This window comes from Corynebacterium jeikeium (assembly GCF_000738175.1).
GTDB classification, from domain to species: domain Bacteria; phylum Actinomycetota; class Actinomycetes; order Mycobacteriales; family Mycobacteriaceae; genus Corynebacterium; species Corynebacterium jeikeium_C.
Genome location: NZ_JFCH01000049.1, coordinates 1 through 25,010, shown reverse-complemented (window position 1 = coordinate 25,010; position 25,010 = coordinate 1). Strand labels below are relative to the sequence as shown.

The 25,010-nt window shown below is 61.8% G+C and carries 14 protein-coding genes and 2 pseudogenes; 10 read left to right on the top strand and 6 right to left on the bottom strand.

Annotated features, from left to right (window positions below):
* Positions 1–224 (bottom strand): IS1/IS1595 family N-terminal zinc-binding domain-containing protein (locus JQ46_RS11110; protein ID WP_080719467.1); only part of this gene is annotated, 224 nt, incomplete at its 3' end.
* 271 nt (positions 225–495) lie between these two features.
* Between JQ46_RS11110 and JQ46_RS07845 the strand changes: the two genes are divergently transcribed.
* From JQ46_RS07845 to JQ46_RS07825, 5 genes are all read left to right on the top strand, one after another.
* Positions 496–723 carry an MbtH family protein gene (locus tag JQ46_RS07845; RefSeq protein WP_011274127.1) on the top strand — a complete coding sequence of 76 codons (228 nt, stop codon included), beginning with the start codon at positions 496–498 and terminating at the stop codon, positions 721–723.
* Positions 724–2,541 (top strand): ABC transporter ATP-binding protein, encoded by a 1,818-nt coding sequence (locus JQ46_RS07840; protein ID WP_011274126.1) that lies wholly within the window; start codon positions 724–726, stop codon positions 2,539–2,541. It abuts the gene before it with no gap.
* A gap of 49 nt (positions 2,542–2,590) precedes the next feature.
* On the top strand, positions 2,591–4,261 hold the full coding sequence (locus tag JQ46_RS07835; RefSeq protein WP_237744781.1) for an ABC transporter transmembrane domain-containing protein: 1,671 nt from the start codon (positions 2,591–2,593) through the stop codon (positions 4,259–4,261).
* A gap of 79 nt (positions 4,262–4,340) precedes the next feature.
* Positions 4,341–5,759, top strand: a complete 1,419-nt coding sequence (locus JQ46_RS07830; protein ID WP_011274124.1) for a lysine N(6)-hydroxylase/L-ornithine N(5)-oxygenase family protein — start codon at positions 4,341–4,343, stop codon at positions 5,757–5,759.
* A gap of 100 nt (positions 5,760–5,859) precedes the next feature.
* Complete coding sequence (locus tag JQ46_RS07825) at positions 5,860–16,716, top strand: non-ribosomal peptide synthetase (RefSeq protein WP_034986968.1); 10,857 nt, start codon at positions 5,860–5,862, stop codon at positions 16,714–16,716.
* 2 nt (positions 16,717–16,718) lie between these two features.
* Here the strand turns inward: JQ46_RS07825 and JQ46_RS07820 are convergent, their stop codons facing one another.
* Positions 16,719–17,705 (bottom strand): alpha/beta hydrolase, encoded by a 987-nt coding sequence (locus tag JQ46_RS07820; protein WP_224784305.1) that lies wholly within the window; start codon positions 17,703–17,705, stop codon positions 16,719–16,721.
* A 77-nt stretch (positions 17,706–17,782) separates the two neighbouring features.
* On the opposite strand from JQ46_RS07820, the gene JQ46_RS07815 reads away from it, so the two are divergent.
* The 3 genes from JQ46_RS07815 (at position 17,783) to JQ46_RS07805 (ending at position 20,621) form a co-directional block, all read left to right on the top strand.
* A complete protein-coding gene (locus tag JQ46_RS07815; RefSeq protein WP_005325328.1) occupies positions 17,783–18,727 on the top strand; it encodes a methionyl-tRNA formyltransferase in 945 nt (314 codons plus the stop codon).
* Between the two features lie 65 nt (positions 18,728–18,792).
* Positions 18,793–19,809, top strand: a complete 1,017-nt coding sequence (locus tag JQ46_RS07810; protein ID WP_005291893.1) for an iron-siderophore ABC transporter substrate-binding protein — start codon at positions 18,793–18,795, stop codon at positions 19,807–19,809.
* A 173-nt stretch (positions 19,810–19,982) separates the two neighbouring features.
* A complete protein-coding gene (locus JQ46_RS07805; protein ID WP_202805413.1) occupies positions 19,983–20,621 on the top strand; it encodes a DedA family protein in 639 nt (212 codons plus the stop codon).
* Positions 20,622–20,631: 10 nt separating this feature from the next.
* On the opposite strand, the gene JQ46_RS07800 is transcribed toward JQ46_RS07805, so the two are convergent.
* The 3 genes from JQ46_RS07800 to JQ46_RS07790 are packed head-to-tail and all read right to left on the bottom strand — an operon-like array spanning position 20,632 to position 23,677.
* Complete coding sequence (locus tag JQ46_RS07800; protein ID WP_019176090.1) at positions 20,632–21,414, bottom strand: ABC transporter ATP-binding protein; 783 nt, start codon at positions 21,412–21,414, stop codon at positions 20,632–20,634.
* Positions 21,415–21,464: 50 nt separating this feature from the next.
* A complete protein-coding gene (locus JQ46_RS07795; protein WP_005325330.1) occupies positions 21,465–22,559 on the bottom strand; it encodes a FecCD family ABC transporter permease in 1,095 nt (364 codons plus the stop codon).
* Positions 22,559–23,677: a FecCD family ABC transporter permease gene (locus JQ46_RS07790; protein WP_005325331.1), complete on the bottom strand. Its 1,119-nt coding sequence runs from the start codon at positions 23,675–23,677 to the stop codon at positions 22,559–22,561. Before JQ46_RS07790 ends, JQ46_RS07795 begins: the two co-directional genes overlap by 1 nt.
* Before the next feature lie 524 nt (positions 23,678–24,201).
* On the opposite strand from JQ46_RS07790, the gene rpsH reads away from it, so the two are divergent.
* Positions 24,202–24,600, top strand: a complete 399-nt coding sequence (gene rpsH, locus JQ46_RS07785; protein WP_034986964.1) for a 30S ribosomal protein S8 — start codon at positions 24,202–24,204, stop codon at positions 24,598–24,600.
* Between the two features lie 14 nt (positions 24,601–24,614).
* Positions 24,615–24,713: pseudogene (gene rplF, locus JQ46_RS11105) on the top strand (50S ribosomal protein L6); the annotation flags it as partial.
* 45 nt (positions 24,714–24,758) lie between these two features.
* Here rplF and JQ46_RS07780 read toward each other — a convergent pair.
* Positions 24,759–25,010: pseudogene (locus tag JQ46_RS07780) on the bottom strand (IS1249 family transposase); the annotation flags it as partial.

The window sequence follows — 25,010 nt, the reverse complement described above, 5'->3', positions numbered from 1 at the left end:
CTGGTTACGCCATGGTGTGCGGCGAAGGTGGTTAGAGATTGGGTGCCGGTGGCCCATTGGATGAACAAAGCCATGGTGGCGGTATTTTTGTTGTGGGTTTGGGTGTTGCGGGTAAAGGAGTGTCCGCAGTGGGTGCAGCGCCAACGGGTGGTTGATTTGCTGGTGGTGCCGTTTTTCTTTGTGTTGTTGCCGCATAGTGGGCAGCTGGGGCGGTTGGTGGTCATCCTTTAATCCAACCGGTGTGCGGTTAGCACAAATGTGGCCGGAGGTGCGGGATGGTGTGGGTAATAGCTTTCGGGGAGCTATTCTTTGGTGATTTGTGGTGTGTGGTCTGGGGTTATGGTGGCATGCGGACACACTTTTCTTTACTTAACCCTCAAAAGCTGCATATTAGGTTATGCTAAGTTAATTCACGCTTGCTGCACTTGTGCCACCACTTTGGCCAACGCAGCCCATAAACCCGTTATTTCCGCATCATGAGACAAGGAGCGCGTGTTGTCTAGCAACCCGTTTGATGACGAACAGGGCAGCTTCTTCGCCCTTATCAACGACGAGGGACAGTACTCGTTGTGGCCTACGTTCGCCGCCGTGCCAGACGGATGGACCGTGGCTCTGGGAGACCCTTCCCGTGGCGTAGACGGCGGGGTATCGCGGGACGAGGCGATGGAGTTCATCGACCGCGAGTGGACCACCTTGCAACCGGCAGGAAAGTCTCACGCTTAAGTGAGTGCCGTACTTCCCACTGCTTTGCCTGGTGAGTCCGCTGCGGAGATTGGCCGCCTGCTCCGTCGCACCGCAACTCCAGCAATTAGTGCGGTGCTGTTCACTTTCGCCGGTGCCTTGCTCTCTCTGGTGCCCATTTATCTGCTGGCCAGCGTCATCGATGCGGTAGCCGCCGGTGACGGCAAGTCTGGCGTGCTGAAGGTGATTGTGTGGGCTGCCGTGGCGTGTGTTGGTACTGCCGTTGTCGCTGGCCTTGCGGAGGCGCTGACGGGTGTGACGATTGCCCAGGTAGTTGCGAAGTTGCGTGAGCGCGCCGTCGCCGCGGTGCTGAATCTGCCTTCCACCACGGTGGAGTCCCTGGGCCGGGGAGAGGTGCTGGGCCGAGTTGGTGCGGATGTCGCCGCGCTGGTGAGCAGTGCCCGCAAGTCGGTTCCATCGACCCTCAGCGCGCTGGTGATGGTCGTGGTGGCCAGCGCTGGAATAGCGGGGTTGGATTGGCGCCTCGCGTTGGCGGGGCTGTGCGGGATTCCGTTCTATGCGCTGGGGTTGCGATGGTATCTTCCTCGTTCTGCCCCTTTGTATCGACGCCAACGCGAATTAGAAGCCGGTGTCATCGGTTCCTTGCAAGGTTCTATGGAGGGCATTCGTTCGGTTCGTTCGCATCGGCTGGTGGATAGCCGCCAAGGTCTCACCAGGCGCTACGCGCAGGCTTCGCGGGACGAATCAATCGCTGCGTTTCGTGTGTTTTCCGGGCTGGTGGCGCGGGAGAACTTCGCGGAGTTCATGGGGTTGTCAGCCCTGTCTGTCGTAGGCTGGTTGCTCTTCCGCGAAGATGCGGTGACGGTGGGCGAGATCTCGGCAGCGTTGATTCTGTTCCACCGTCAGTTCGTGCCGATCGGCACGATTCTGTTCACCTTTGATGAACTGCAGCGCAGCGGGGCGGCCTTGGGGCGCATCGTGGGACTCATTCGCTCCGCGGGTGCGGATACGCCACAGCCGATTGATGACTACTCCTCGCATCGGCAGAGTCCAGCTGTAGAGGTCAAGGGCCTGAATTATCGGTACGAGGATGGCCCAGAGATCTTGCATGACTTGGCGTTCCACATCCCTGCGGGGTGCACGGTATGCGTGGTCGGCGGATCGGGAGCTGGCAAGTCCACGGTTGCGGAAATTGTCTCTGGAACCCTCGAGATGGCAGAGCCGGGTGTGATCACCGTTGGGGGGTGCGACGTGGTGGGAATGAGTGCGCAAGAAAGAAGCTCGATCTTTTGCGTTGCCTCCCAGGAAAACTACGTCTTCGCGATGAGTTTGCGCGATAATCTCCTGCTGGCAGCCGAAGGTGCCAGCGACGCAGAAATATGGGATGCGCTGCGCCGAACCGGTGCGGAAGATTGGTGCACATCCTTGTCCCATGGCGACAAGCAGGGCTTAGACACAATGCTGGGCGAAGGGGGCCTGCACGTAGATGCGGTGGCGGCACAGCGTCTGGCGCTGGCCAGGGTGGCATTGTCTCGGGCTGGCGTCGTCATTCTTGACGAATCAACGGCCGAAGATGACGGTGACCTCGAGGAAACACAGCAATCACACGAGGCCTTTTCGATGTCCTTGGAGGACGCTGCCCGCGCGGCGATCCGCGGACGGACGGCGATGGTGATTGCGCACCGGCTCAGCCAAGCAACCTCCGCCGATAGCGTGGTGGTGATGGAGCGCGGGCGCGTGGTGGAAACAGGTACGCACGAGGAGCTGGCAGCAAGAAACGGAACATATGCCGATATGTGGACCGCCTGGAATGAGCAGGGGAGGCAGGCGCGTGTCTGACAACAAGGTGGTGACGCTGCGCGGGCTGGTCAGAAAAAATTCTCGCGCGATGGCTCTGAGTGGCTTGTTGCTGAGCATCTACCACGTGGCAGAAGCCATGATTGCGGTGTTACTGGGATGGTTGGCGCACAGTCTTATCGCTAGCGAGAATGTGTGGCACCTGGTGGGTGGAATCGCAGCCTTAGGCGCTACGCTGGCGACGGTGTCTGTGAGCTGGCAGACAGGGTTCCGGATACTGCAGGCTACGTCGGCTCGGAACGTATGTGAATTGCGGGCAGGCATCACCTCGCAGGTGGTGAGCCATGGTGGGCATTCCGACGATGCGGACAGTCTGCCTCGCCAGGAATTGCCCACGGTGGTGGGTGAAGACGTGGTGCAGGCGGTAGACATCATCGAAGTGGTCCCGGTGGGGATCAGTGCGCTGGTGGGAGCCATTTTCTGCACGATTGTTCTGGCGCTGATTGATCTGCCACTGGGAGTGGTGGTGTTGGTGCTCAGCGCGGTGGTGTTGATAGTCCTGCACCGGCTGTCTCAGATCATTGAACGCCGCGCGGAGCGGCAACAAACTCTGCTCGCGCGAGTGACCGCGCGCATGACCGACATTCTGCAGGGGCTGCCGGTGATCTCGGGAGTGGCTGGCGCGCATCCGGCCTACCGTGGATATGCGCGTAAATCTGAAGAGGCGTGTGCGGATGCTCGGAAGCTCGCGTGGGTCAGCGGAGGTTATGAAGCCGTGGCGATGGGCAGCAATGTGCTGTTGCTGAGTGCGGTGGGCCTGTACGCGGGCTATCGAACCATTTCCGGCGATGTGACGTTGGGGGAGTTGGTCACCGTGGTGGCGCTGTCACAATTTATCGCGGAGCCGATGCGGCAGTGCAGCAGAATGCCGCGCTTCATTGGATTGGCGAGGGCTTCCGTTCGGAGGCTGCAGCGCGTGGCGGAAGCTCAGCGGCTGCGTGAGGGGCAGGGCGTGCCATCTGCTCAGATTGGCACGCCTGCCATTTCCATGCGCGGTGGAGACGGTGAGGCCGAAGGAGACGGCGAGGTCGAGGGATCAGAGCAGGCTTCCGTGGCGTTCGCAGAGGGGCGACTGACGGTGGTGCACTGTTCAGCCGCATGGGCAGATGCTCTGGTGGATGCGTTGGTCGCGGGGGAGTCGATGGAGCTTGGCTCCCTGACTAGGCCACAAACTCAACAACTGTGGATCCGGGGGCGCGATATTTGCGAGATCTCGGTAGACGATGTGCGTTCCGCTGTGCTTGCCGAGCCTCGGAAGCCGGCATTGTTTGGGGACACAGTGGGGCAGGCGGTGCTGCGGAGCTCTGGAGAGGGCAGGGCGGAGGATGCAGTAGACATTCTTAACGCCTTAGGGCTCGATGAACTGGCGCCGGGGGCGGCTCATTCAGCCGGGGTATTGGATCACGAGCTGACCGAAGGTGCGCGCAATCTTTCCGGTGGTCAGCGGCAGCGGCTGGGATTGGCACGAGCGCTACTGGCTGAGCCGGAGATGTTGGTGATGGTTGATCCGGTCTCGTCAGTGGATTCAATGACGGGCATGAAAGTGGCGCGTGCGGTGAGAGATATTCGCCGCGGGCGTACCACGGTGGTCCTGTGTGTGGGGAGGGCCTTCCAGTCGGTAGCCGAGGACGTAGTTGATGTGAAGCCTCTAGCTGGGAGTTTGCGGACGCGGGGTGAGCAATTCCCGCTAGGGGGTTGTTGAGCAATAGAAGATAGGTTAGCCTACCCTTTGCATTGCCTACCCTAAGAAGTTGGTTGGCGCATCCTACAGAGAGGCCATAGTGACCATCATCGATCGTCAAGCTCAGACATCCGCAGAGCGCAGTACCCACGAAAATTCCGTCCGCGACATCGTCGGGATCGGCATCGGCCCCGGAAACCTCGGGCTCGCGGTAGCTATCGAAGAGCAAGCTCCAGAACTCGATGCACTCTTTGTGGAAGCCCGCCCGGAATTCAACTGGCACCCAGGCATGCTCCTCGAAGGATCCAACATGCAGATCAGCTTCCTTAAAGACCTGGTTACGGTGCGCAATCCGCAGAGCCGCTTCAGCTTCATCAACTACTTGCATCACAGCGACCGCTTGATTGATTTCATTAACCGCCAAACCTTCACCCCGGAACGCGTGGAATTCGCCGATTACCTCCGATGGATCGCGGATCACATCACCGTGGACACGCAGTACAACACCACCGTGACGTCCATCGAGACGCTTCCGGAACTGGCCGCAGACGGAGCTCGTTTTGTGGTGCACGTCCGCAGGAAGTTAGGAAGCGGTGAGTCCGAAGGGCAGCGAGCTCAGCAGTCGGAGTCCATTCGCTGCCGCAACGTGGTGGTTGCCCGCGGGCTGGAAGCCAAGATGCCTGCGTGGGCAGAGGACAGCTCCTTGGACACCTCGCGCATCTTCCACAACATCGATTTGCTCCCGCGCACCAAGAAGCTGCTGAACAGTGGGTGGGATATCCGCCGAGCTTTGGTGATCGGCGCGGGCCAGTCCGCAGCCGAGGCCATCCGGTACTTCCACGATTGCCCGCATATCGATACCGTCACGGGCAGCTTGAACAGCTACGGCTTCATCCCCGCCGATGACAGCCCCTTCGCCAATCGGGTGTTCGACCCGGAGGCCGTTGATGACTTCTTCCATGCGCCCGATGCGATCCGCAACGAGCTGTTGATCCGCCACCGGTACACCAATTACGCCTGCGTGGAATCTGAGCTCCTCGATGAGCTCCACGACCGTCAGTATCGGGAAAGCGTCACCGGGCGTCAGCGGCTCGATATTCGCCGGACCACGGAGGTGCTCGGTGCGCGTAATTGTTCCGACGGCAGCGTCGACGTGGACATTCGCCACCGAGTAACCGGAGACGTGGTGACAGAAAACTTTGACGTGGTGGTGTGCGCCACGGGCTTCCGATCTCGCGGTCTTGCGGGGATTCACGCTGATAGTCACGGCAGTGAAGAATTCACCGTCACTAGGGATTACGGCGCCGTGCTCAATGGCGAGCGCGTGCCAGGACTCTTCGTGCAGGGAGCAACTGAGGCCACGCATGGACTCGGTTCCACGTTGCTCTCCAACATCGCGACCCGCTCCGGGGAACTGGTGGAGGCCATCACGGGTCAGCAACGCACGCATCGTGCGCCGGCGGATGAAGATCTCCGCTCCGAGCAACATCGGGATTCTTCGCACCTGATCGCAGGCTGATTTTCCCGAGCCGTGCTCCGCTTGAGGTTGGCTGACACCTAGCCCGACGTCCGCCATCCGCGTCTGATTCCCTGTTTCCCCATCAACCGAAAGGCTCTTTGTGCCCACCCGATCGTCTGCTCACACTCCGTTTTCCTCTGGCGATACGCTTGCTTCTCGAGATGGCGGCGCCGTCATCGGTCATGGCCGCAGTGAACAGGATCGGATCGCCCAGCAGCGCATATGGAATGACACGGATCAGGATCGCGATCGCCCGGACCTGATTAGCCTGCTCCTGCAGCATGCGCAGGAGACCCCGGATGCGCTCGCAGTGGTGGATGACCGGCACAGACGGACCTATGCGCAGCTCGTCGCCCATGCAACTGCTGTAGCGCGAAATTTGCGGGAACACGGTATTGACGCTGGTCAGAGTGTGGGAATCTCCCTGCCGCGCAGCGCGGAGATGGTGGTGGGTATCGTCGCCACGTTGCTCGCCGGTGGCAGTTTTGTCCCGCTAGACCCCTCGTGGCCGCAGGCGCGCCGGGAATCCGTCACCCACGATGCCAGCCTGAGCTTCGTACTCACGCCGGACAACTGCGCGCTCACCGAAGACGCGCTATTCGACCTCGATGCCACCCGCGAGCTGTTCACCCCGCCGTCCACGGACAGCGTTGCGTACGTCATCTTTACCTCTGGCAGCACCGGCCGCCCAAAGGGCGCAATGATCCGCCACGGTGCGATCGTGGAGCGCTTGCTCTGGCAGCGCGATCAGATCCTGTTCTTCGGCCGCGATGATGCCTCCCTGTTCAAGGCACCGCTGGCCTTTGATATCTCCATCAATGAGATCTTCCTGCCGCTGGTTTGCGGGGGCCGCGTGGTGGTGGCCGCGCCGGGCGTGGAGCAAGACCCCCAACGCTTGGCCCGCCTCATCCATCGCGAGGGCGTGACGTTTGCGTATCTGGTTTCGAGTGTTCTCGACGTCATGCTCAAACAGGCCGAAGGCACGAATCTATTAGACAGCTTGCGGCATGTCTGGTGTGGCGGAGAGATGCTCACCCAGGCGCTGTTCCGTCGCTTTCGCCAGCAGCTGGCCATCCCGCTGTACCACGGGTACGGGCCAGCGGAAGCTACCATCGGTGTCTCCCACGTCATCTACCGTGACGACGAGGATCGCCTCAACACGAGCATCGGTGTGGCCAATCCCAACTGTCGGCTCTATGTGCTCGATGAGCACCTGCGGGTGGTTCCAGACCAAGAAATTGGTGAACTCTATGTGGCCGGATTCCTGCTGGCCAAGGGGTATATCAATGCCCCAGGACTCACGGCCAGCCGCTTTGTTGCGGATGTGTTTGCGTCGGACGGAACCCGGATGTACCGCACGGGAGACCTGGTGCGCCGGCACAACGACGGCTCGCTGGAATTCGTGGGGCGGGCCGATAATCAGGTGAAAATCCGTGGCATGCGTCTGGAGTTGGAGGACGTGGAATCTGCGCTGGTGGGACACCCAGATGTGGAGGCGGCGAGCGTGATTGCTCGGGAGGGGCGACTGCTGGGCTACGTGACGGTGACTGCGGGCCTCGTGGGTGCTGCGATCCGTAGTTGGTGTGCCGAGGTACTGCCCGAATACATGGTGCCCGCGATTATCACCGTCATGGATGAGTTGCCGCGGACGGCCAACGGAAAAGTGGATCGGAAGGCACTGCCGGAACCTGATTGGAGCTCGCTCACTGATGCCCCGGCCGATGCTGAACGTGACGGGGAAACCGTTGCTCTGCTCGCGGAGGCAATGGCTGAAGCATTGGGGGTTAGCGCGGTGGGTGCGGAGACGGACTTCTTCGATATCGGTGGCGATAGCCTGCGGGCCATCACCCTGGTCTCGGCTCTGGGACGGCGCGGGGTGGAGGTGAGTGTGGGAGATATTTTCTCTGCGCGCACTCCACAGCAACTGGCTCGGTGCGCCGAAGAGCGCGGAACCTTCGTGCAGGATCCAGACGATGAACCAACCGGTGAGGTGCAGTCGCTGCCGATTCTGCGCTGGTTCGATTCCATTACTGATCACGTGGACGGCTTCATTCAGTCCGTGGAGTTTTCAGTTCCAGAAGATGTGGATGCGCAGCTGGCCGGGCGAATGGTGGCTGACGTGCTGCAGGCGCACCCTGCACTGCGGGCCCGTGTGCAGCGGAATCCCTTGCGGCTGGAACTCCCGGAGGAATCTGCCGAAGAAGCGGTGGCGATCCACCCCACCACGGACATCGCTGCGCTTTCTGAACTGCTGGATCCGGCAGTCGGAGTGGTGGTAGCGGCTGGGCTGGTGCCCGGAAGATTGCGCCTTGTGGTGCATCACCTGGTGGTCGATGGCGTGTCATGGAACATTATCGGCGAGGACCTCGCCGCGGCGTATCGCGGGGAACAGCTCGCGCCGGAGCGGACGTCCCTGCGCCGATGGACGCAGCTGCTGCAACAGGCCGTTGATACTGGCGAATTCGCGGAGGATGCCAATAGTTCCCTGCCCCCATTGCCGAGTGCAGATGAACCTCTGCGGGACCCGCAGGTGCCAGCGCTTGCTGATAGTCCCGAGAAAGCGCCCACAGTCCGTGAGGAGCGCAGCGTGGTACATGAGGCATCAGTGCAGATCACGGACGAATTACTGGGTGCGGTGCCCCACGCTTTCCGCACGGGGGCGAATTCCGTATTGCTTACGGCATTGAGCGTGGCGTTGGCGCGTTGGCGTCGAAACAAACAAACATGGACCCTGGTGGAGATGGAGGGGCACGGCCGCGAAACCCGATTCGTACCCGGGCCACAGGGCAGGGAAGCAGACCTTTCACGCACGGTGGGCTGGTTCACCTGCCTATATCCCATGCTGATCGACCCCACCCGGGCGGCAGTGCAGGAGGCCTCCACAGAGGTCGAGGGCAGCATCGCCCCGCTAGCGCTGGCACTCAACGCAGTGAAAGACCAGCTCGCGGCCATCCCCGGCAACGGCGTTCCTTACCAGGCCCACACCTGGTTGCATCAGTCCGCGAAGACCCCTCCGCAGGCACAGGTGCTGTTCAACTACTTGGGGCGCGTATCCGCAGGAGCACAAGATTTCGCTCCCGCGGGTTCCACCGGCCAACTCGGCGAGCAACGCGACCCGGACCAGCCGTTGGTCCGCGAGCTGGAGTTCAACGCGATCGCCGAAGACACCGGCGAGGGATACGTCCTGCGCACCACGATCTCCTGGGCGCGCGGCAGGATCTCCCCCGAACGGATCGACGAATTGGTCGCGCACTGGGATGTGGCATTGCGCGAGGTGGCAGCGCTTGCCGATCACGGCGTGTTGTCCGTGGGCGACGTTGCCCCCGCACCCGTGAACTCTGCGGACCTGGCACGAATCACTGCGCAGAGCTCCGCGGAGCTGCAGGACGTGCTGCCGCTGACCCCGCTGCAGCACGGCATGTACTTCCACTCGCTATTCGAGGAATCGGCCAGCTCGTATGTGGAGCAACAGGTCTTGCGGGTGGAATGCAGCGAACCGTTTGACCGGGAGCGATTCGCCCGCGCTGCGCGTAATTTGATCCGACGCCACCCCGCACTGAGCACCCGCCCTTGGGAAACTGACGGTGGCGATGTGGTTGCCGTGATTGATCCGGGGATTGCCGAGCATTTGCGGGTGGACTTTCGGGACGTGACGGTGCCTGCCGAGTTGGCTGGGCCTGGATTAGACGGGTGGCTCGTGCAGCGTACGGAAGAGATTGCCGCTGATGACCTCTCGCGGGGAATCTCCTTGCAGCCGCCCGGTGATGCCGCGCCCGAGCCGCTCATGCGATGGACCGTTGTGCTCCCGACCAGTGTCGATGGTGCGGTGTGTGGCCAGGACATCGCCGTGATCCAGACGGTGCATCACCTGATCGCCGACGGATGGTCCGTGCCCATCATGCTGCGGGATCTCCTGGAGATCTACCGGGATGACGATGCCCGAATCCCGCGCTACGACCCGGACGCCGGAATGGCCGGCAGCGTGCGATGGGTGGCGCGCAGAGACGCGGAAGCCGATATGTCCGTCTGGCGCGAGGAAATGCGCGAGGTACGCCCCACGGTGCTGTGCCCTAATCCTTCGAGTTCGCTCGAGCGCCGGGAGTTGCTGGTAGACGATCCGCGGACTGTTGGCTTGTCTGAGCGTGCTCGGGCAGCGGGTGTGGGCCTGCCGGATGTGGTGCACGCGGCGTGGGGGCTGGTCCTTCGCACCTTGGTGGGCTGCGAACCTGGGGCTGACGTGGTGTTTGCCACTTCCGTTTCCGGCCGTGACATTCCCGTTCTTGGCGTGGCCGATGCCGTGGGCATGCAGCTCAACACCATCCCGGTGGTCGCGCCGGGGCAATCTGATCCCACCCTGCCGGTGACCAGCATGCTGCACGCCATGGTCCATCACAACAATCAGGTCCGCGATGTGCAGCACGTCAGCCTGGCTGATATTGCCCGCGACCTGGGAACCAACGCCAGCGAACTGCTGGATACGTTGATGGTGGTGGAGGTGCCGCTATCTCCACAGGACGTGGGCTGCCCCGGCTCGCCACTACAGGTTGCTGACGTGCGCAACAATGGCGCGCCGCACTTTCCCCTGTCCGTCGTGGTCAACCCTTCCGCTGAGCACCCACTGCGCCTGATCTACGATCCGCAGCGAATCACCGAGGTACGTGCCGAAAGGATCGCGCAGATGCTCGCGGTGAGTGTGGATTCTTTGCTGTCTGAATCCGGTGCGGTGGCGACCGTGGGTGAGGTTGCAGAGGCGTTGGGTGCGGTATCTGGTGTGGACACGCTTCCTTCTTTGTGGCGACGCAGCTTCGAGCACTCCCGCGACCGGCCCGCCCTGACCAGCATCGGAGAAGACGGTGCTGCGGAGCATTGGACCTACGAAGAACTAGACGACGCCGCTCAGCGTATACGCGCTGTGCTGGACCGGAAGGTTGCCATCCACACCCCGAGAGTAGCCCTGCTCATGGAGCGCGATGCGTGGCAGGTTGCGGCCATTCTGGCGACCACGATGTCCGCCGGCACCTACGTTCCCGTGGATCCGTTGTCCCCGCAAGCGCGGGTGGAATTGATCCTGGAGGATTGCCAGCCCGATGCCGTGCTGGTGTCTCCCAGCGCGGAAAAAATGGTCTCTGAGCTGGTAGATTGTCCCGTCCTCGTGGTCAGTGAACAGACGATGAGCGGGGAAGCGAAGCCGCCTGCGGGCCGGTCGGCAAGCGTGGCCCGTGCCAATGACATCGCCTACGTGATCTACACCTCCGGCTCCACAGGGCGGCCGAAGGGCGTGGCCGTCACACACGCCAACGTGACCGCGATGCTGGGCAATGCTCGCAGCCACGTGGAGTTTTCGCAGGAGGACGTGTGGTCGATCAGCCACAGCTTCGCCTTTGACTTTTCGGTGTGGGAGATGTGGGCAGCGCTGAGCTCCGGCGGGCGTGCCGTGGTGATGCCGTATGCGCTGATGCGCTCGCCCGAGGATGCCGCAGAGGTGTTGCGTGCCGAAGCCATCACGGTGCTGAGCCAGACCCCAACCGCCTTTGCCGCGTTGGAGCCGCACCTCGGGCAGGACTCTGCGGTGCGCACGGTGATCTTCGGCGGCGAGGCCTTGGAGGCCCGCGCGGAGGCTGCCTACTGCAGTGCTCATCCGAATGTTCGGTTTATCAACATGTATGGCATCACGGAGACGACAGTGCACGTCACAGCACACGAATGCTCCGAGAATGCAGGGGAGGCCCGCAGCCCGATCGGCCGCCCGATGGACGGGTTGCGTACCTATGTTCTGGACGCGCAATTACAGCCGGTGCAGCCTGGAGAGACCGGCATGATGTACGTCGCCGGGCCGCAGGTCACCGCGGGTTATTGGGGGCTTGCTTCTACCACGGCCTCCCGCTTCGTGGCCGATCCTTTCGTTGGCGGCGGCGCGCGGATGTACTGCAGCAATGACATGGCAAAGGTGCTGAACAACGGTCATCTGGATTACGTGGGCCGCGCCGATAGGCAGGTGCAGCTGCGCGGTTATCGCGTGGAGCTGGGGGAGATCGAGAGCGCGCTGGAGAAGGTCAGCGGTGTGCGGGAGGCCACCGTGGTGGTCGTCGATCTGCCCGAAGGCCAGGTGCCGGGTGCGTTGTTGATTACGGATTCTCGTGCCGACGCAAAGGCGATCACCTCCCGAGCTGCCGCAGCGGCCCGAGACGCGCTCCCTGCCTACATGGTTCCGCAGCTATTCGCGGTGAGTACGCAGGTGCCGCAGACCATCAATGGCAAGCGGGATGAGCGCGCGATCCTGGACCTTCTGGGTGAGATTCCTGCTGCTCAGCAGGCTTCGGGCACCTCGGATCTGGTGGAGGCGATCTCGCAGGCAATTGCTGATGCACTTCGCTTGGACCGCGCCGAGGTGGAGCCGGACTCGGACTTCTTCCGCTTAGGTGGAGACAGTATTCTTGCCATCCGCGTTACTCACGCGCTGGCGCGCGCTGATCTCAACGTGACTCCGCGGGACTTCTTCTTGGGCCGCACGCCACGCAAGATTGCCGAGCGGGTCACGCCGCAGGCCACCCAGCAGAAAATCCAGGAAACAAGGCAGAGCCAGGAAGAAGCCCTGCCCAAGGACGGGCACCAGGAGATCTCGGGGGCTTTCCCCATCCCGGCGATGCTGCGCAGGCAGATGGAAAGAGGCATGAGCGACCGCTTTGTGCAGGCGCGCCGCTTGGATCTGGGGCCAGTCGCTGTGGAGGACTTGGAACAGGCCCTGCAGCAGGTAGCGCAGGCACATCCGATGCTTCGTACGCGCGTGGACACCAGTTCTGCGTTCGCGCACTTTGTTGGTGCCGAGGGAGACGGCCCTATGGTTGTGCGGGCTTTGGACGTGGATGCATTGATCGATCACATCGATATTGCTGCTGGTCGTAGCGTGGTGCTCGGGTGTGTGGATGGGTACGTCAAGGCCGTTGCTCATCACGCGGTGATCGATAGCGCCAGTTGGATGATTCTGGAAGACGATCTGCGCGATGCGCTCGCAGGGCGCAGGATTCTCTCCGGGCAGGCGAGCTACAAGGATCTTTGCCTGCAAGAACTGCACGATGCTCACACCGCAGCAGCTCAGGATGCCCTGCACTGGAGTGAACTGGCTACGCTGCCACGGCCCGTCGAGGACTCGAACCAGTGGAGTACGGATCATGTGAGCACGCTCGAAGTGAACATTGACGGACAGACCGCGCAGGTCCTGCAGAGCGTTGCACCCGACGTGATGGGTGTGGACGTTCAGGACCTCGTGGCAGGACTGGTGACCGTCGCGGTGGCTCGAACAATGGGCACGGACGCGCGGAGCTGGGCCGTGGACGTAGAAGGCCACGGACGTCCGGCTGATCATTCCTATGGTCGAACCCTCGGATGGTTTACCACCATCGCGCCGGTGGAAATCCCGTTGGCTGATCCAGCGGATGCAGCACGTGCCGCAGCGGAAATGCGCGCGCTCCACGAGGACGGCACAGCCCCGGACCGCCGCACTTATCAGGCACTGCGATACACACACCCGCAAGGGCAGCGAACCCTGGCCCATGGGGCACAGATCCTGGTCAACTACCTCGGACGGGGAGAGACTGGCGCTGTCCTCCACGCGCCGGGCGATGCCGCCTGCCAGTGGACGGATTACCTGGTGGAGGCCGATGTGTGGTCTAGCGAGCGGGCCGTAAGCATGGAGCTGTCCGTGGTGAATGCGGTGATTTCCGCCGAGCGTTTGCGCAGCGCCATCGGCGAGGTTGCTCGCGAGTTGCAGGAGCACGTCAGCCGCGAGCAATCCTCAGGACGCCGCGCTCCGCTGAGCGTGCTGCAGCGCGGAATCTGGTTCCAGTCACAGGTGGCAGCACCGGGTGCCTACGTTGCACAGACTGCGTTGACGTTTGACCGGAGACTGGATGCCGAGGCCGTGGTGGAAGCCTTCCGGGACACAGTGACCGTGCATCCAGCCATGGGCGCGGAGTTCCACACCGATGCTTCCGGCCAACCCGTGCAGAACTTGCCGTGGAGTGGACAGGGCATTGACCTCCCCGTCGAGACCACCGAAGGGGATCTCGAGGCGATCATGCACGCTGATCGCAGCGCGGGCATCGATCTCGCATCCGTGCCGCTGGCGAAGGCAACCATCGTCACCGGCCGAAGTGACGGACAGCCTGGCGACACGCTGCTTCTTACCTACCACCTGGTTCTGGTCGATGGTTGGTCGCGTGCAGTGATGCTGCAAACCTTCCTCGAGAGGCTGACGTTGAGGTCCGGCCAGGCCCGCACGCAGGGTGCGGGAGAGTTGGTTCCTCGCGGTTGTTCTATTGCTGACGCCCTGCTCGAGTCCGTTGACACTCGCAAAGAGCAGGCAGATAGCGACTATTGGGTACATCGCCTAGAGACGTTGTCTCAGCCCACGCTCGTTGCCCCGCAGGCCGCGGATATCTCTTCAGAGCACGCTGGTAGCGAGTTGCCTCGCCAGGTGTTTGCCGAGGTCAGCGAGCAGCTGACCGGCGCACTGCAGGAAAAGATCCGGGCGCAGGCCGTGACGTTGACCTCCGTGGTCAACGCAGCCGTGGCCGTGGCCTTGGGTGCTGTCACAGGGGATTCGGATGTGGTGTTTGGTCAGTCTGTCAGTGGCCGCGATGCCTTGAGCGACCCCGCCATGTCTGATGTGGTGGGAGTGCTGCTCAACACAGTGCCAGTGCGAGTGACAGCTCGGCCCGGCCAGAGCATAGAAGAACTGGTCCAGGATGTTTATCGCCAGCGCATCGAGGATATGGACCACGATTCCGCGGACCTCGGCGCCATCCAGCGGCAGCTGGGGGTAGGCACGCTGTTCGATTCCATGGTGGTGGTGCAGAACTTCCTCGATCCGCAGGCAGCAGCGGAACTTCGGGAACGCCACGGGGTTGTGGAGGAGCGCGCGGAAGATTCCACGCACTTCCCTCTGACCTGGGTATTCACTCCGGGGCCGAAGCTGGGCATCAAGCTGGAATTCCGCCACGACGTGGTGGACGAGTCCCTCGCACATTCCGTGCTCAAGGCCGCGACCGAAGTCCTGACCGCGTTTGTGGACACACCAGAGGTCCCGCTCGCTCAGCTGGCCCAGTTGGCGCCAGCCCGAGCGGAGGATTCTTCCCCGCAAAGCACGACGGAGCAGATGGCTTCCTGGCAGAAGGCCGAAGGCATTGACCGCACCATTGCGGATGAGCTCAAGGACACCGCCCAGCGCTTCCCAGATCGCATCGCGCTAGCGGATGACGCACAGCAGTGGACGTTCGGTGAGCTGATTGCTCGCTGTTCCGACATTGCGGAAAAGATCAAGAATTGCGGCGTGACCAGCGGCGATACTGTCGCCATTGCGGTGGAGCGCTCCGCGCATTCGGTGGTGGCTCTGCTGGGAGCCCTGTGGGCAGGGGTGCGCTACGCGCCGCTTGATCTGACGCACCCCGATGGGCGGCTCCGGGTCCTCGTGGAGGACAGCCAGCCCGCAGCCGCGCTGGTGGACTCGAGTTCTCGGGAGCGCATGGAGCGGATCGGTGCGCTTCCTTGCGTCGACGTCACCACTGCCGATTCCCACGCCACCACCCACACGCCTGCGGCGGTGCCCGGGGACGATGCCTACCTGATGTACACCTCCGGATCGACCGGCAAGCCCAAGGGCGTGGTGATCAAGCATCGCGGGCTGCACAACATGCTGGACAATCACCGGCGCAAGATCTTCGCCCCAGCTGCTGCCGATGGGCGGACGTTGCGGATCGCGCATGCCATCAGCTTCGCCTTCGATATGTCGTGGGAAGAGCTGTTTTGGCTGGTGGAAGGCCACGAGGTGCGGATCTTCTCCGAGGATTTGCGACGCGATGCTGCGGCCATGGTTGAGGCCATTCGCGCGCATCAGGTGGATGTCATCAACGTCACCCCGACCGTTGCCGAGCAGCTGCTCGCGGAGGGGATGCTGGAATCCGGCGCGCATCGCCCGCGGCTGGTGCTCTTGGGCGGCGAGGCTGTCTCGCACGGCGTGTGGGAGACCTTGCGAAAGGCCGATGACGTGCGCGGATACAACCTCTATGGACCCACCGAGTACACCATCAACGCCCTGGGTGCTGGCACGGATGAGAGCGCCACGCCCGTGATCGGAATGCCGGTGGATCGCACGGCGGCGTTCGTTTTGGACCCGTGGTTGCGCCCCGTTCCTACAGGAGCGCCGGGTGAGCTCTACCTCGCGGGCAGCGGCTTAGCGCAGGAGTATCATGGGCTCGCGGCGCGCACCGCCAGCTCCATGGTCGCCTGCCCGTGGGGCGCCCCGGGTGAGCGGATGTATCGCACGGGAGACATCGTCCGCGTGCGTGCGGATGGCATGTTCGAGTACCTCGGACGCAGCGACGATCAGGTGAAAATTCGTGGTCACCGCGTGGATCCCGGCGACGTCTCGGCCGCCGTGTCCCGCGGCGTTGATCCCCGCATCCTCCACTGCGTGACCGTTCCTGTTCGTATATCCGACGCCACACTCCTGGCCTGTCACCTCGTGGCCCCACAACTGCGCGATGCGGACCAGGGGGAGCGGCAGAGTTTCCTGACTGGCGTGCGTAATGCATTGCGCGAGGAACTGCCCAGCTACATGATCCCGGATCGATGGTCGATCGTGGATGAGTTGCCGGTGACGTCGAATGGAAAGACCGACCTTGCTGCACTGGGTGAGGGAGAAAGGATCACGGAGAAGGGCCGCGAACCGGCGAACGAAACCGAGGAGATCACGGCGGAGCTGTTTGCCGAATCGCTAGATATTGAGCCCGAGGACGTGCCGGTGGATGCTGATTACTTTGACATGGGTGGGCACTCCATGGCGGTCATCAAGCTCTGCGCACTGCTGCGTGGAGAGCTGGGAGTGGAGGTTGGCGTGCGCGAATTCTACGGTCTGCGGACAGTCGAGCGCGTGGCGGAGTTTGTGGAGGCGCGCTCGTAGATTCAGCCCAGCAATTCGGCGAGTGCCGGGATGATCCCGTGGCGCCACATCGCAGGGTCGTGGCCACCGGGCGTGCGGTGATTGGTGGTGGGAAAGCCGCGGCGTGTCAGGGCATCGGCCACTGCATCCACGTGTCGTTGCATGGGCGGCTCTTCTGCACCGCACGTCAGTACGATGCGTGCCAGACCGGAGCCACTGTGAGCCGCAGGATTTTCGAGTGAGGGGCCAGTGAGCTGTGCGGCAATGTCGCCTCCTGCGGGCCCGTCCGAGAGCGTGTCCGCGAGCTCTGCAGAACGGTCAGCGGACCACCAGACGGCAGGGGACTGGGCGATGGCTCCTTTGATTGCAGGCGTGGTTTCGGTGGAAGCCGTAAGAGCTGCGCGCAGGGCGGAGAGACCGCCGAAGCTTTGCCCCACCAGGACTATGTGGCTGCTGTTGATGATCGGCGGAAGCTCGGTGGCCAGTGCGCTGGCGAATGTTTGGGAGGTGTACTCCTCGCTGCGGTCTTTGGCTGCCGGCAGGAAGACGCGGTTGATCTGGGGGATAAGCCCTGCCGTGACTGCCCGGTCCAGTGCGCCCGTGAGGTCATGCAGATGGATCCAGTCATCGCCATCCAAAAACACCACGGTGGTATCCGCACCGCGGTCATCGAGGCGCGCGGTGCAGCGCCTGCCGAATACCTTCCGGTCGATGGACAGGCGTGCGCCGGGCAAGTCCGCGATGACTTCTGGGGAGCGAGGCGGCCAGAGTGTCTGGTCCACAGAATCGCCGCTCAATAGGCTCGCCTGTGGGCCTGCGCCGTGTGCGTTATGTGGATCGGGATATTTCAGCTCGCCGGATTGAAAGCTATAGGTCACTGCTGAGTGCGCCGGGATGCGCACATCGACGGTGGACATCGATTCGGTGAGCTCGACGTTCGAGCGGTAGGGGTCCGGGAAAACGAGGGCTTCCGCATCCGCGGGCACCGAGATTCGGTGAAGGGTGGTCACGTCCGGGGAGTCTGGCATGAAAATTGCGCCACTTTCATCATTGACTACATAGGTAAACCTAAGCTAACATCCCCTGCATGCGAGTTGCTGTTTTCGGCTATCAGTCGTGGGGACACCGGACGTTGTCTGCGGTCATCAATGCTGGTCATGAAGTAGTTTTGGTAGTTACGCACCCTGCCAGCGATCACCCTTATGAGCAAATGTGGGCAGACTCCGTTGAGGAGCTCGCCAGCGAACATGAGCTCCAGGTGTGTGTCACTGAGCGCGTGGGTCAAGACGTCATTGAGGCGTTGCGCGATGCTGCACCAGACATCATCGTGGCCAACAATTGGCGAACCTGGCTTCCTCCCGAGGTTTTCAGCCTGGCCAAGCACGGCGCATTGAATGTCCACGATGGTCTCCTGCCCGAGTACGCCGGATTTTCGCCCATCCTGTGGGCGCTGTTGAACCGGGAAACTCACGTGGGCGTCACTGTGCACGAGATGGATGAAGTGCTGGACGGCGGACCCATCGTTGCCCAGCGCGCGATCCCCGTGGGTCCGCAGGACACCACCACGGATCTCGTGGCCAAGACCATCGACCTCATCGAGCCCCTCGTGGAACGCGCATTGAGTGACGTCGCCCAAGGCACCGCCACTGCGCAACCTCAAGATCCCACCCGCGCTACGTACTTCCACAAGCGCGGCGAGCAGGAATCTCGCATAGATTTCACCCAACCTGCGGAAGATATCGCCTTGCTGGTCAGGGCGCAGTCCGACCCGTACCCCAATGCTTACTTTGAATTCCGAGGCCAGCGCGTCCGCGTGCTTTCCGCGCACGTCTCGCAGGGCCGCTTCGGCGGAACCCCCGGCCGAGTCACCATCCCTCACGAGGGAGGAATCGCGGTGGTCTGTGGATCGCCCCGTGCCAACGTGCCGGCGCCGGCGATTGTTCTGGATCGTGTTCGTCTCGACGACAACTCGGAACTGACCGCCACCGAATTCTTTGGACATAGGGCTGGATATATCCAACCAAAGGTTTGACCTTTCCCTTTTGTGTACGGGCCACGCCTCGCGCGGAAATCCGTCACCAGTAACAACGGAGAAAAATGACACTCAAGAAGATTCTCGTTAGCACCGCTGCTGTGCTGACCTTGGGCGCGGCACTGACCGCTTGCTCGACTGATGACCAGTCCGGAAATTCCGGGGACTCCCAGGCAGTCAACGCCGAGCAGGGCGCATTCCCCACCACCATCGAGCACCGCTACGGCTCCACCGAAATCAAGGAAGCCCCGCAGCGCGTGGTCTCCTTGGGCTACACGGATCAGGACGCACTGCTGGCGCTGGGAGTTACTCCTGTCTCCGTGAAGTACTGGGACGGAATGACCCCGGATGGTCAGGCTGCGGGCAACTGGTCCAATGACAAGATCGAGGGCGACACTCCTCGGATCGACAAGGACACAGAAGTCAACGCGGAAGCCATCGCCAAGGACAATCCAGACCTCATCGTGGCCGTGTACTCGGACATCGATGAAGACACGTACAAGAAGCTGTCTGAGATCGCCCCTGTCGTCGTACAAAAGGGCGAATACGAAGAACTACAGCAACCATGGGACGTGACCACGGAAGAGATCGGGCAGGCCGTGGGCAAGCCTGAAGAGGCAAAGCGCCAGGTGGAGCAGGTCAAGGAGAAGTTCGCAGAGCTCAAGGGCCGCCACCCAGAATGGGCCGAAAAGGAACTCGGCGTGGCCACTGTCTCCGACGAGAGCCTGGCTGTCTTTGCCGAGGGCGATCCGCGTAGCCGCTTCTTCACCGAGCTGGGATTCAAGATCAACCCGGCCTACGCGGGCATCACCAAGGACAAGTTCTACGGTGAGGTCTCCAAGGAAAACGCAGACCAGATCAACTCTGACGTGCTGGTGTGGGATCAACTGTCTTACTCTCCGAAGCAGAGCAAGGCTTCTGTGACCGAGGATCCGATCGTGGGCAAGCTGCCCGCCGTGAAGGACGGACACAGTGTCTACCTGGAAGGCGACCTGGAAAAGGCCTTCGGATGGCAGACCGTGCTGAGCCTGAACTACCTGCTGGACAAGATCGAGCAGCCGTTGGCAGACGCCACGAAGTAGTCTGAATCAACTGCCGAACCGCCCCGCATGAACGTGCTGGGGCGGTTTTGCTGTTGCTGGCTAGGGGACGGGCACTCATGGGGATAACGGATGCACGCTAGGGGCGAGCTGCCTGTATTCCGGTCAGAAACCGGGGTAAGAATAGACCAGTTGTTTTCTAGAAGGGATTCCCTGTGCACTTAAGCGACCTCATGGACGCCACCACCCTGCTCCAGAGCTTTGGCGGCTGGGCGCTCGGCGGCATTGCGCTGATTATCTTTATTGAATCCGGCGTGCTCTTCCCGTTCCTCCCCGGCGATTCCATGCTGGTCACCGCGGCAATCTTGCGCGATCAGCTGGGCTTGAACGTTCCGATTCTGGTGGGCGTGGCCATCGTCGCGGCGTTCTTGGGCGACCAGGTAGGTTTCTGGCTCGGCCACCGCTTTGGCCGCAAGTTGTTTAAGCCCGACGCCAAGATCCTCATAACCGAGCACCTCGAACAAGCCGAGGCTTTCTTCCTGAAGTACGGGCCGTTGGCTCTGGTACTGGGGCGCTTCATCCCGATCGTGCGTACCTACATTCCCGTGGCCGCTGGTACCGCGGAGATGCCGTACAAGAAGTTCGTGGGATGGAACGTCACGGGTGCAGTGCTGTGGATTGTCAGCATGGTCGGCATTGGCGTGCTGCTGGGGGATATCCCGGGCATTGCGGATCGCATCGACATGATCGCCATCGTCATCGTGCTGGTGTCTGTGACTCCGGTGGTGATTTCCGCGATGATCAACTGGCGGAAGTCCAAGAAGACTCCCGCCCAGGAGCTGATGGAGGACTAAGCCCTGATCGTCACTTGGGGACGATCAGCGGACCGCCGGTGACAGGATCCTCGATGACTAGCGCGTTGAGGGCAAACGCCTCGAGCAGTAGCTCTGGGGTAATGACCTCGCTGGGACGCCCGGTGGCGAGGACCTGTCCATCCTTCATCACCACGAGATTATCGCTGTAGCGTACAGCCAAGTTGAGATCGTGCAGCACCATCACCACAGTCCGATCCAGCTCTCGGCGTAGACGCTGCACCAGCTCCAAAATCTCTACCGACGTGGCCAGATCCAGGTAGGTGGTGGGCTCGTCCAGGAACAGGATGTCCGTGTTCTGCGCAAGAACCATGGAGATCCACACACGCTGCCGCTGCCCTCCGGACAGAGAATCCAGGGTGCGCTCCGCCAGCCCCATCGAGCCAGTCATTTCCAGCGCCTTGTGCACCTCGGCTTCGTCCGTGGACGACCACTGACGGATCCACGATTGGTGTGGGTGCCGACCGCGCGAGACGAGATCAGCCACGTTGAGTCCCTCCGGGGCGGTAGGGGTTTGTGGCAGCACGCTGATGGTCCGTGCGAGGTCCTTGCGCCTGATGGATGAGATATCGGCGCCGTCTAACAGCACTTCGCCCTCATTCGCCGGAAGGAGACGAGACATGGCTCGCAACAACGTGGATTTGCCGCAGCCATTGGGGCCGATGATTGTGGTGATCTGCCCGCGAGGAAAGTCCACGTCCAAGCCTTCGATGACCGTCCGGTCGCCGTAGCCCACGGCGAGGCCGCGTGCGCTCATGCTGTGCTTCTGAGTCATGTGTCCTTCTTTGTTCGCGGCACTGCTAACTTCCAGGGTGGGATCTTTTCTCATGCCGTGGTTGACCTATTCCGTTGGACCAGCAAATAAATAAGGAACGCACCGCCGATTGCCGAGGTGAGAATGCCCACCGGCAGCTCTACGGGCAGAAGAGTTTGGGTGCTGATATCTGCCAGCAGGAGTAGCGCAGCGCCGGTCAGCGCAGAGGCCAGAAGCGGTGGTGCAGAGCAGTTGCACAAGCGCAGCGCCACCTGTGGGGCCACGAAGGCGACGAACCCGATGGGGCCAGCGGCCGAGACCGCCACTGCTGCCAAAGCCACGGCAGCGGCGAGCAGAAGCACCTGCACACCCTGGACGTTTTGTCCCAAAGCCCGTGCAGTATCCGAGCCCAGCAAGGTGGCTAAAAGTTGGTGACCAATCCAGGCCAGCAGCGGTGTAAACACCAACACAACAATGGCGATGGGCCACATCTTGGACCAGTCCGCAGTGCTCAGGGAGCCAGTAAGCCAGAACTGCGCGGCCGCGGCATCGCGCAACTCCGTGCGGATCATCAGGAAGTTGATATACGAGGTCAACAGAGCAGAGATGATGATGCCGAACAGCACTAGCCGGAAGGAATCAGTCGATCTCCTCCACGCCAGAGCCCACATCACCGTTGCGGTGACAGCCGCACCAAGCACCGCGGCCAAGGGAATGCCGATGCTGCTGAGCCAGCCGAGGAAACCACCAGCGCCACCACCCAGAGTGATGACGGTGACCGCGGCCGCGGACGCGCCCGTAGTGAAGCCCAAGATATCCGGGCTGGCCAGCGCATTGCGAGTCACGGACTGAGTGAGGGCTCCGGATAATCCCAGCGCACAGCCCACCAGAATGGCCGTCAGCGCACGAGGCATGCGCCAATCCAAAACCACCAGACGCTCAATGCGGGTGCCCTGGCCGGTGAACAGCACCTCCAGCACACGAGCCGGGGACACAGGATAGTCACCCAGGCCGATGGAGACCGCCGCTAGCAAGACGATCGCCACGAGCAGCAATAGAGACACCGTCAACGCGCGAGGGCGCCAGACCACAGAAAATGAGCCCACGCGGAATGGCGGGCGCCCAGGGATAGTGGAAGAGGTAGGGCGGGCAAGGAGGGAACTCATTAAATGGCCACCACCCGGCGTCGATAAATAAGGGCGATGAAGAACGGCGCGCCCACGAACGCGAGGATGATGCCTACTTGCAACTCGCCCGGACGAGCGATCAGACGGCCCACCACGTCTGCGAACAGCATCATCACCGCACCCGTCAGGGCAGAGTAAGGGAGGATCCAGCGGTAATCAGGGCCCGTGATGGCGCGCACGAGGTGCGGGACCACCAGGCCGATGAAGGTGATGGGGCCGGCGGCAGCTGTCGCGGCACCGGCCAGCAGTGCGATCAGAGCCATGCCAATCAGGCGGGCGCGCTGGGTGTTGATGCCCAGTCCGGAGGCGATGTCATCGCCCAGATTCAGGAGGTTTAGCTGCGGTGCCGTGATGAACGCCAGCAGGAGGCCCACCAGGATAAACGGCAGCACGCCGTAGAACACGGTGAGATCCCGGCCCGCGATGGAGCCGACGGTCCAGAAGCGCATGCGATCCAGATTGGCATCGTCAGTGAGGATAAAACCGCTGATGATGGCGCTGAGGACCGCGGACAAAGCCGCGCCGCCGAGGACCAGCGTCATTGGATTGGCCTGTCCTCCTCCTATGGACGCCAAACTAAACACCAACGCAGTAGCAGCGATGGCCCCACCGAACGCCCACATGCTGGTAGCCCACACGGACGTCACACCCAGCAAGGAGAAGCTGGCAACCACGGCCAGGGACGCACCGTAGTTGATGCCGAGAATGCCCGTGTCCGCGAGAGGGTTGCGCGTGTGCCCTTGGATCAATGCACCGGAGGCGCCAAGGGCAGCACCGGCGACTAGGCCCAACAGGGTGCGGGGAATGCGGAGCTCGACGATCACGCGCTGATCCACATTCAGCCCCTCCGCGTGGCCGAACGCCGTGCCGAGATCGCGGAACACGGCGGACACTTCTCCAAAAGGGATCTGCCGTGATCCAAACACGATGCTGGCAACGATGCTGGCGAGCAATAGGAGGAAAAGGACGCCGAGGCCGACGAGGCGACGCGGGATTTTACCTGATGGAGCGCTGGCAGAAGCGTCCGCAGTAGCGTCCGCGCGAGACCCCAGGTGTGATTGAGAAGGGGATTGCGCATGCGGGGTAGAGATAGCCATGCATCCCTCCTTGACGCGTGAAAGTCCATGATCTTAACGGGAGCAAGCTTATGTGAACAAGGTAAGCCTAATCAAATTACTACAAGGAGGGATTGTGGAGCTGTGCAGGTGAGTGTGTGAGCCAGCAGGTGCGGCTAGTGAGGTCGGTCGGCCCTGAATGGCGCCGACCCTACACCTCAGCTCTATGCTTCTGAGCAGGGATTTGGACATGTTTTAGCTGGTTGCTAGGCTAGTCAGGTCTTGCCGTAGGTAGGTACCCCCATGTTCTTTTTTTCGACGCTAACGCGTCAAAATCCCGGGAATGCCACATGACCTGCGGAAAGAGTCTCCCGCTACAAGGGAGAAAAACTGTACATCCACTTTGTTACAGGCCCCTCGCCCGAAGCGGCCGCACGGATAAAGGCAGCGAGCACCCCTAACTACTGAGTTAGGCGGAGCGTGAGTAGCCAGCGATCGTGCGGTACACGCGATTCATCAAGGGTGAGCACGGGAACCGTAACGAAAAAGGCAACAGGTCACTTCACATGACCATGACTGATCCGATTGCGGACATGTTGTCACGAGTGCGCAACGCAAACAATGCGTTCCACGACACCGTGTCTATGCCATCCTCCAAGATCAAGGCCAACATCGCCGAAATCTTGAAGCAGGAAGGCTACATCGCCGACTACTCCGTTAACGACGAGACCGTCGGCAAGACCCTGGAGCTTAACCTGAAGTACGGCCCATCTCGCGAGCGTTCCATCGCTGGCGTGCGTCGTGTTTCCAAGCCGGGTCTGCGCGTTTACGCAAAGTCCACTAATCTGCCAAAGGTTCTCGGTGGCCTGGGCGTGGCTATTATCTCCACGTCCCAGGGTCTGCTGACTGACCGTGAGGCCAACAACAAGGGCGTGGGCGGAGAAGTCCTCGCCTACGTCTGGTAAGAGGAGGTTTAACCATGTCTCGTATTGGCAAGGCACCGGTGACCGTCCCCTCTGGCGTCACCGTCACCATCAACGGCCAGAACGTTGAAGTCAAGGGTCCTAAGGGCACCCTGGCGGGTTAAGTAAAGAAAAGTGTGTCTTTTCCGGGCGTGTTGCGGTTATTTGATCCAGCCTTTTTGGATGCCGAGGTTGTGTTGGTAGCTGGTGTCGATGGCGGTGTCGTATTCTGCTGGTGCACCGATGTCATTGGTAGTGGCTGTGGTGTTGTGGGTGATCAGGTCTGTTGCTGTGGAAAGTGCGTCTTGACCCCATCGTTGGTCCCTGGCGATCTTGACCGGATCGTCAGGGACTTCTGTATGTAGATACAGCCACCAATCCATCACTGTGCGTTGATGCGGTAGTGATAGTCC

Bases quoted from the DNA above. Each gene is read 5' to 3' on its own strand.
- JQ46_RS07815 (WP_005325328.1), top strand. From the start codon at position 17,783: ATGCGAGTTGCTGTTTTCGGCTATCAGTCGTGGGGACACCGGACGTTG.
- JQ46_RS07810 (WP_005291893.1), top strand. From the start codon at position 18,793: ATGACACTCAAGAAGATTCTCGTTAGCACCGCTGCTGTGCTGACCTTG.
- JQ46_RS07790 (WP_005325331.1), bottom strand. From the start codon at position 23,677: ATGGCTATCTCTACCCCGCATGCGCAATCCCCTTCTCAATCACACCTG.
- JQ46_RS07800 (WP_019176090.1), bottom strand. From the start codon at position 21,414: ATGACTCAGAAGCACAGCATGAGCGCACGCGGCCTCGCCGTGGGCTAC.
- JQ46_RS07835 (WP_237744781.1), top strand. From the start codon at position 2,591: ATGGCTCTGAGTGGCTTGTTGCTGAGCATCTACCACGTGGCAGAAGCC.
- JQ46_RS07795 (WP_005325330.1), bottom strand. From the start codon at position 22,559: ATGAGTTCCCTCCTTGCCCGCCCTACCTCTTCCACTATCCCTGGGCGC.
- rpsH (WP_034986964.1), top strand. From the start codon at position 24,202: ATGACCATGACTGATCCGATTGCGGACATGTTGTCACGAGTGCGCAAC.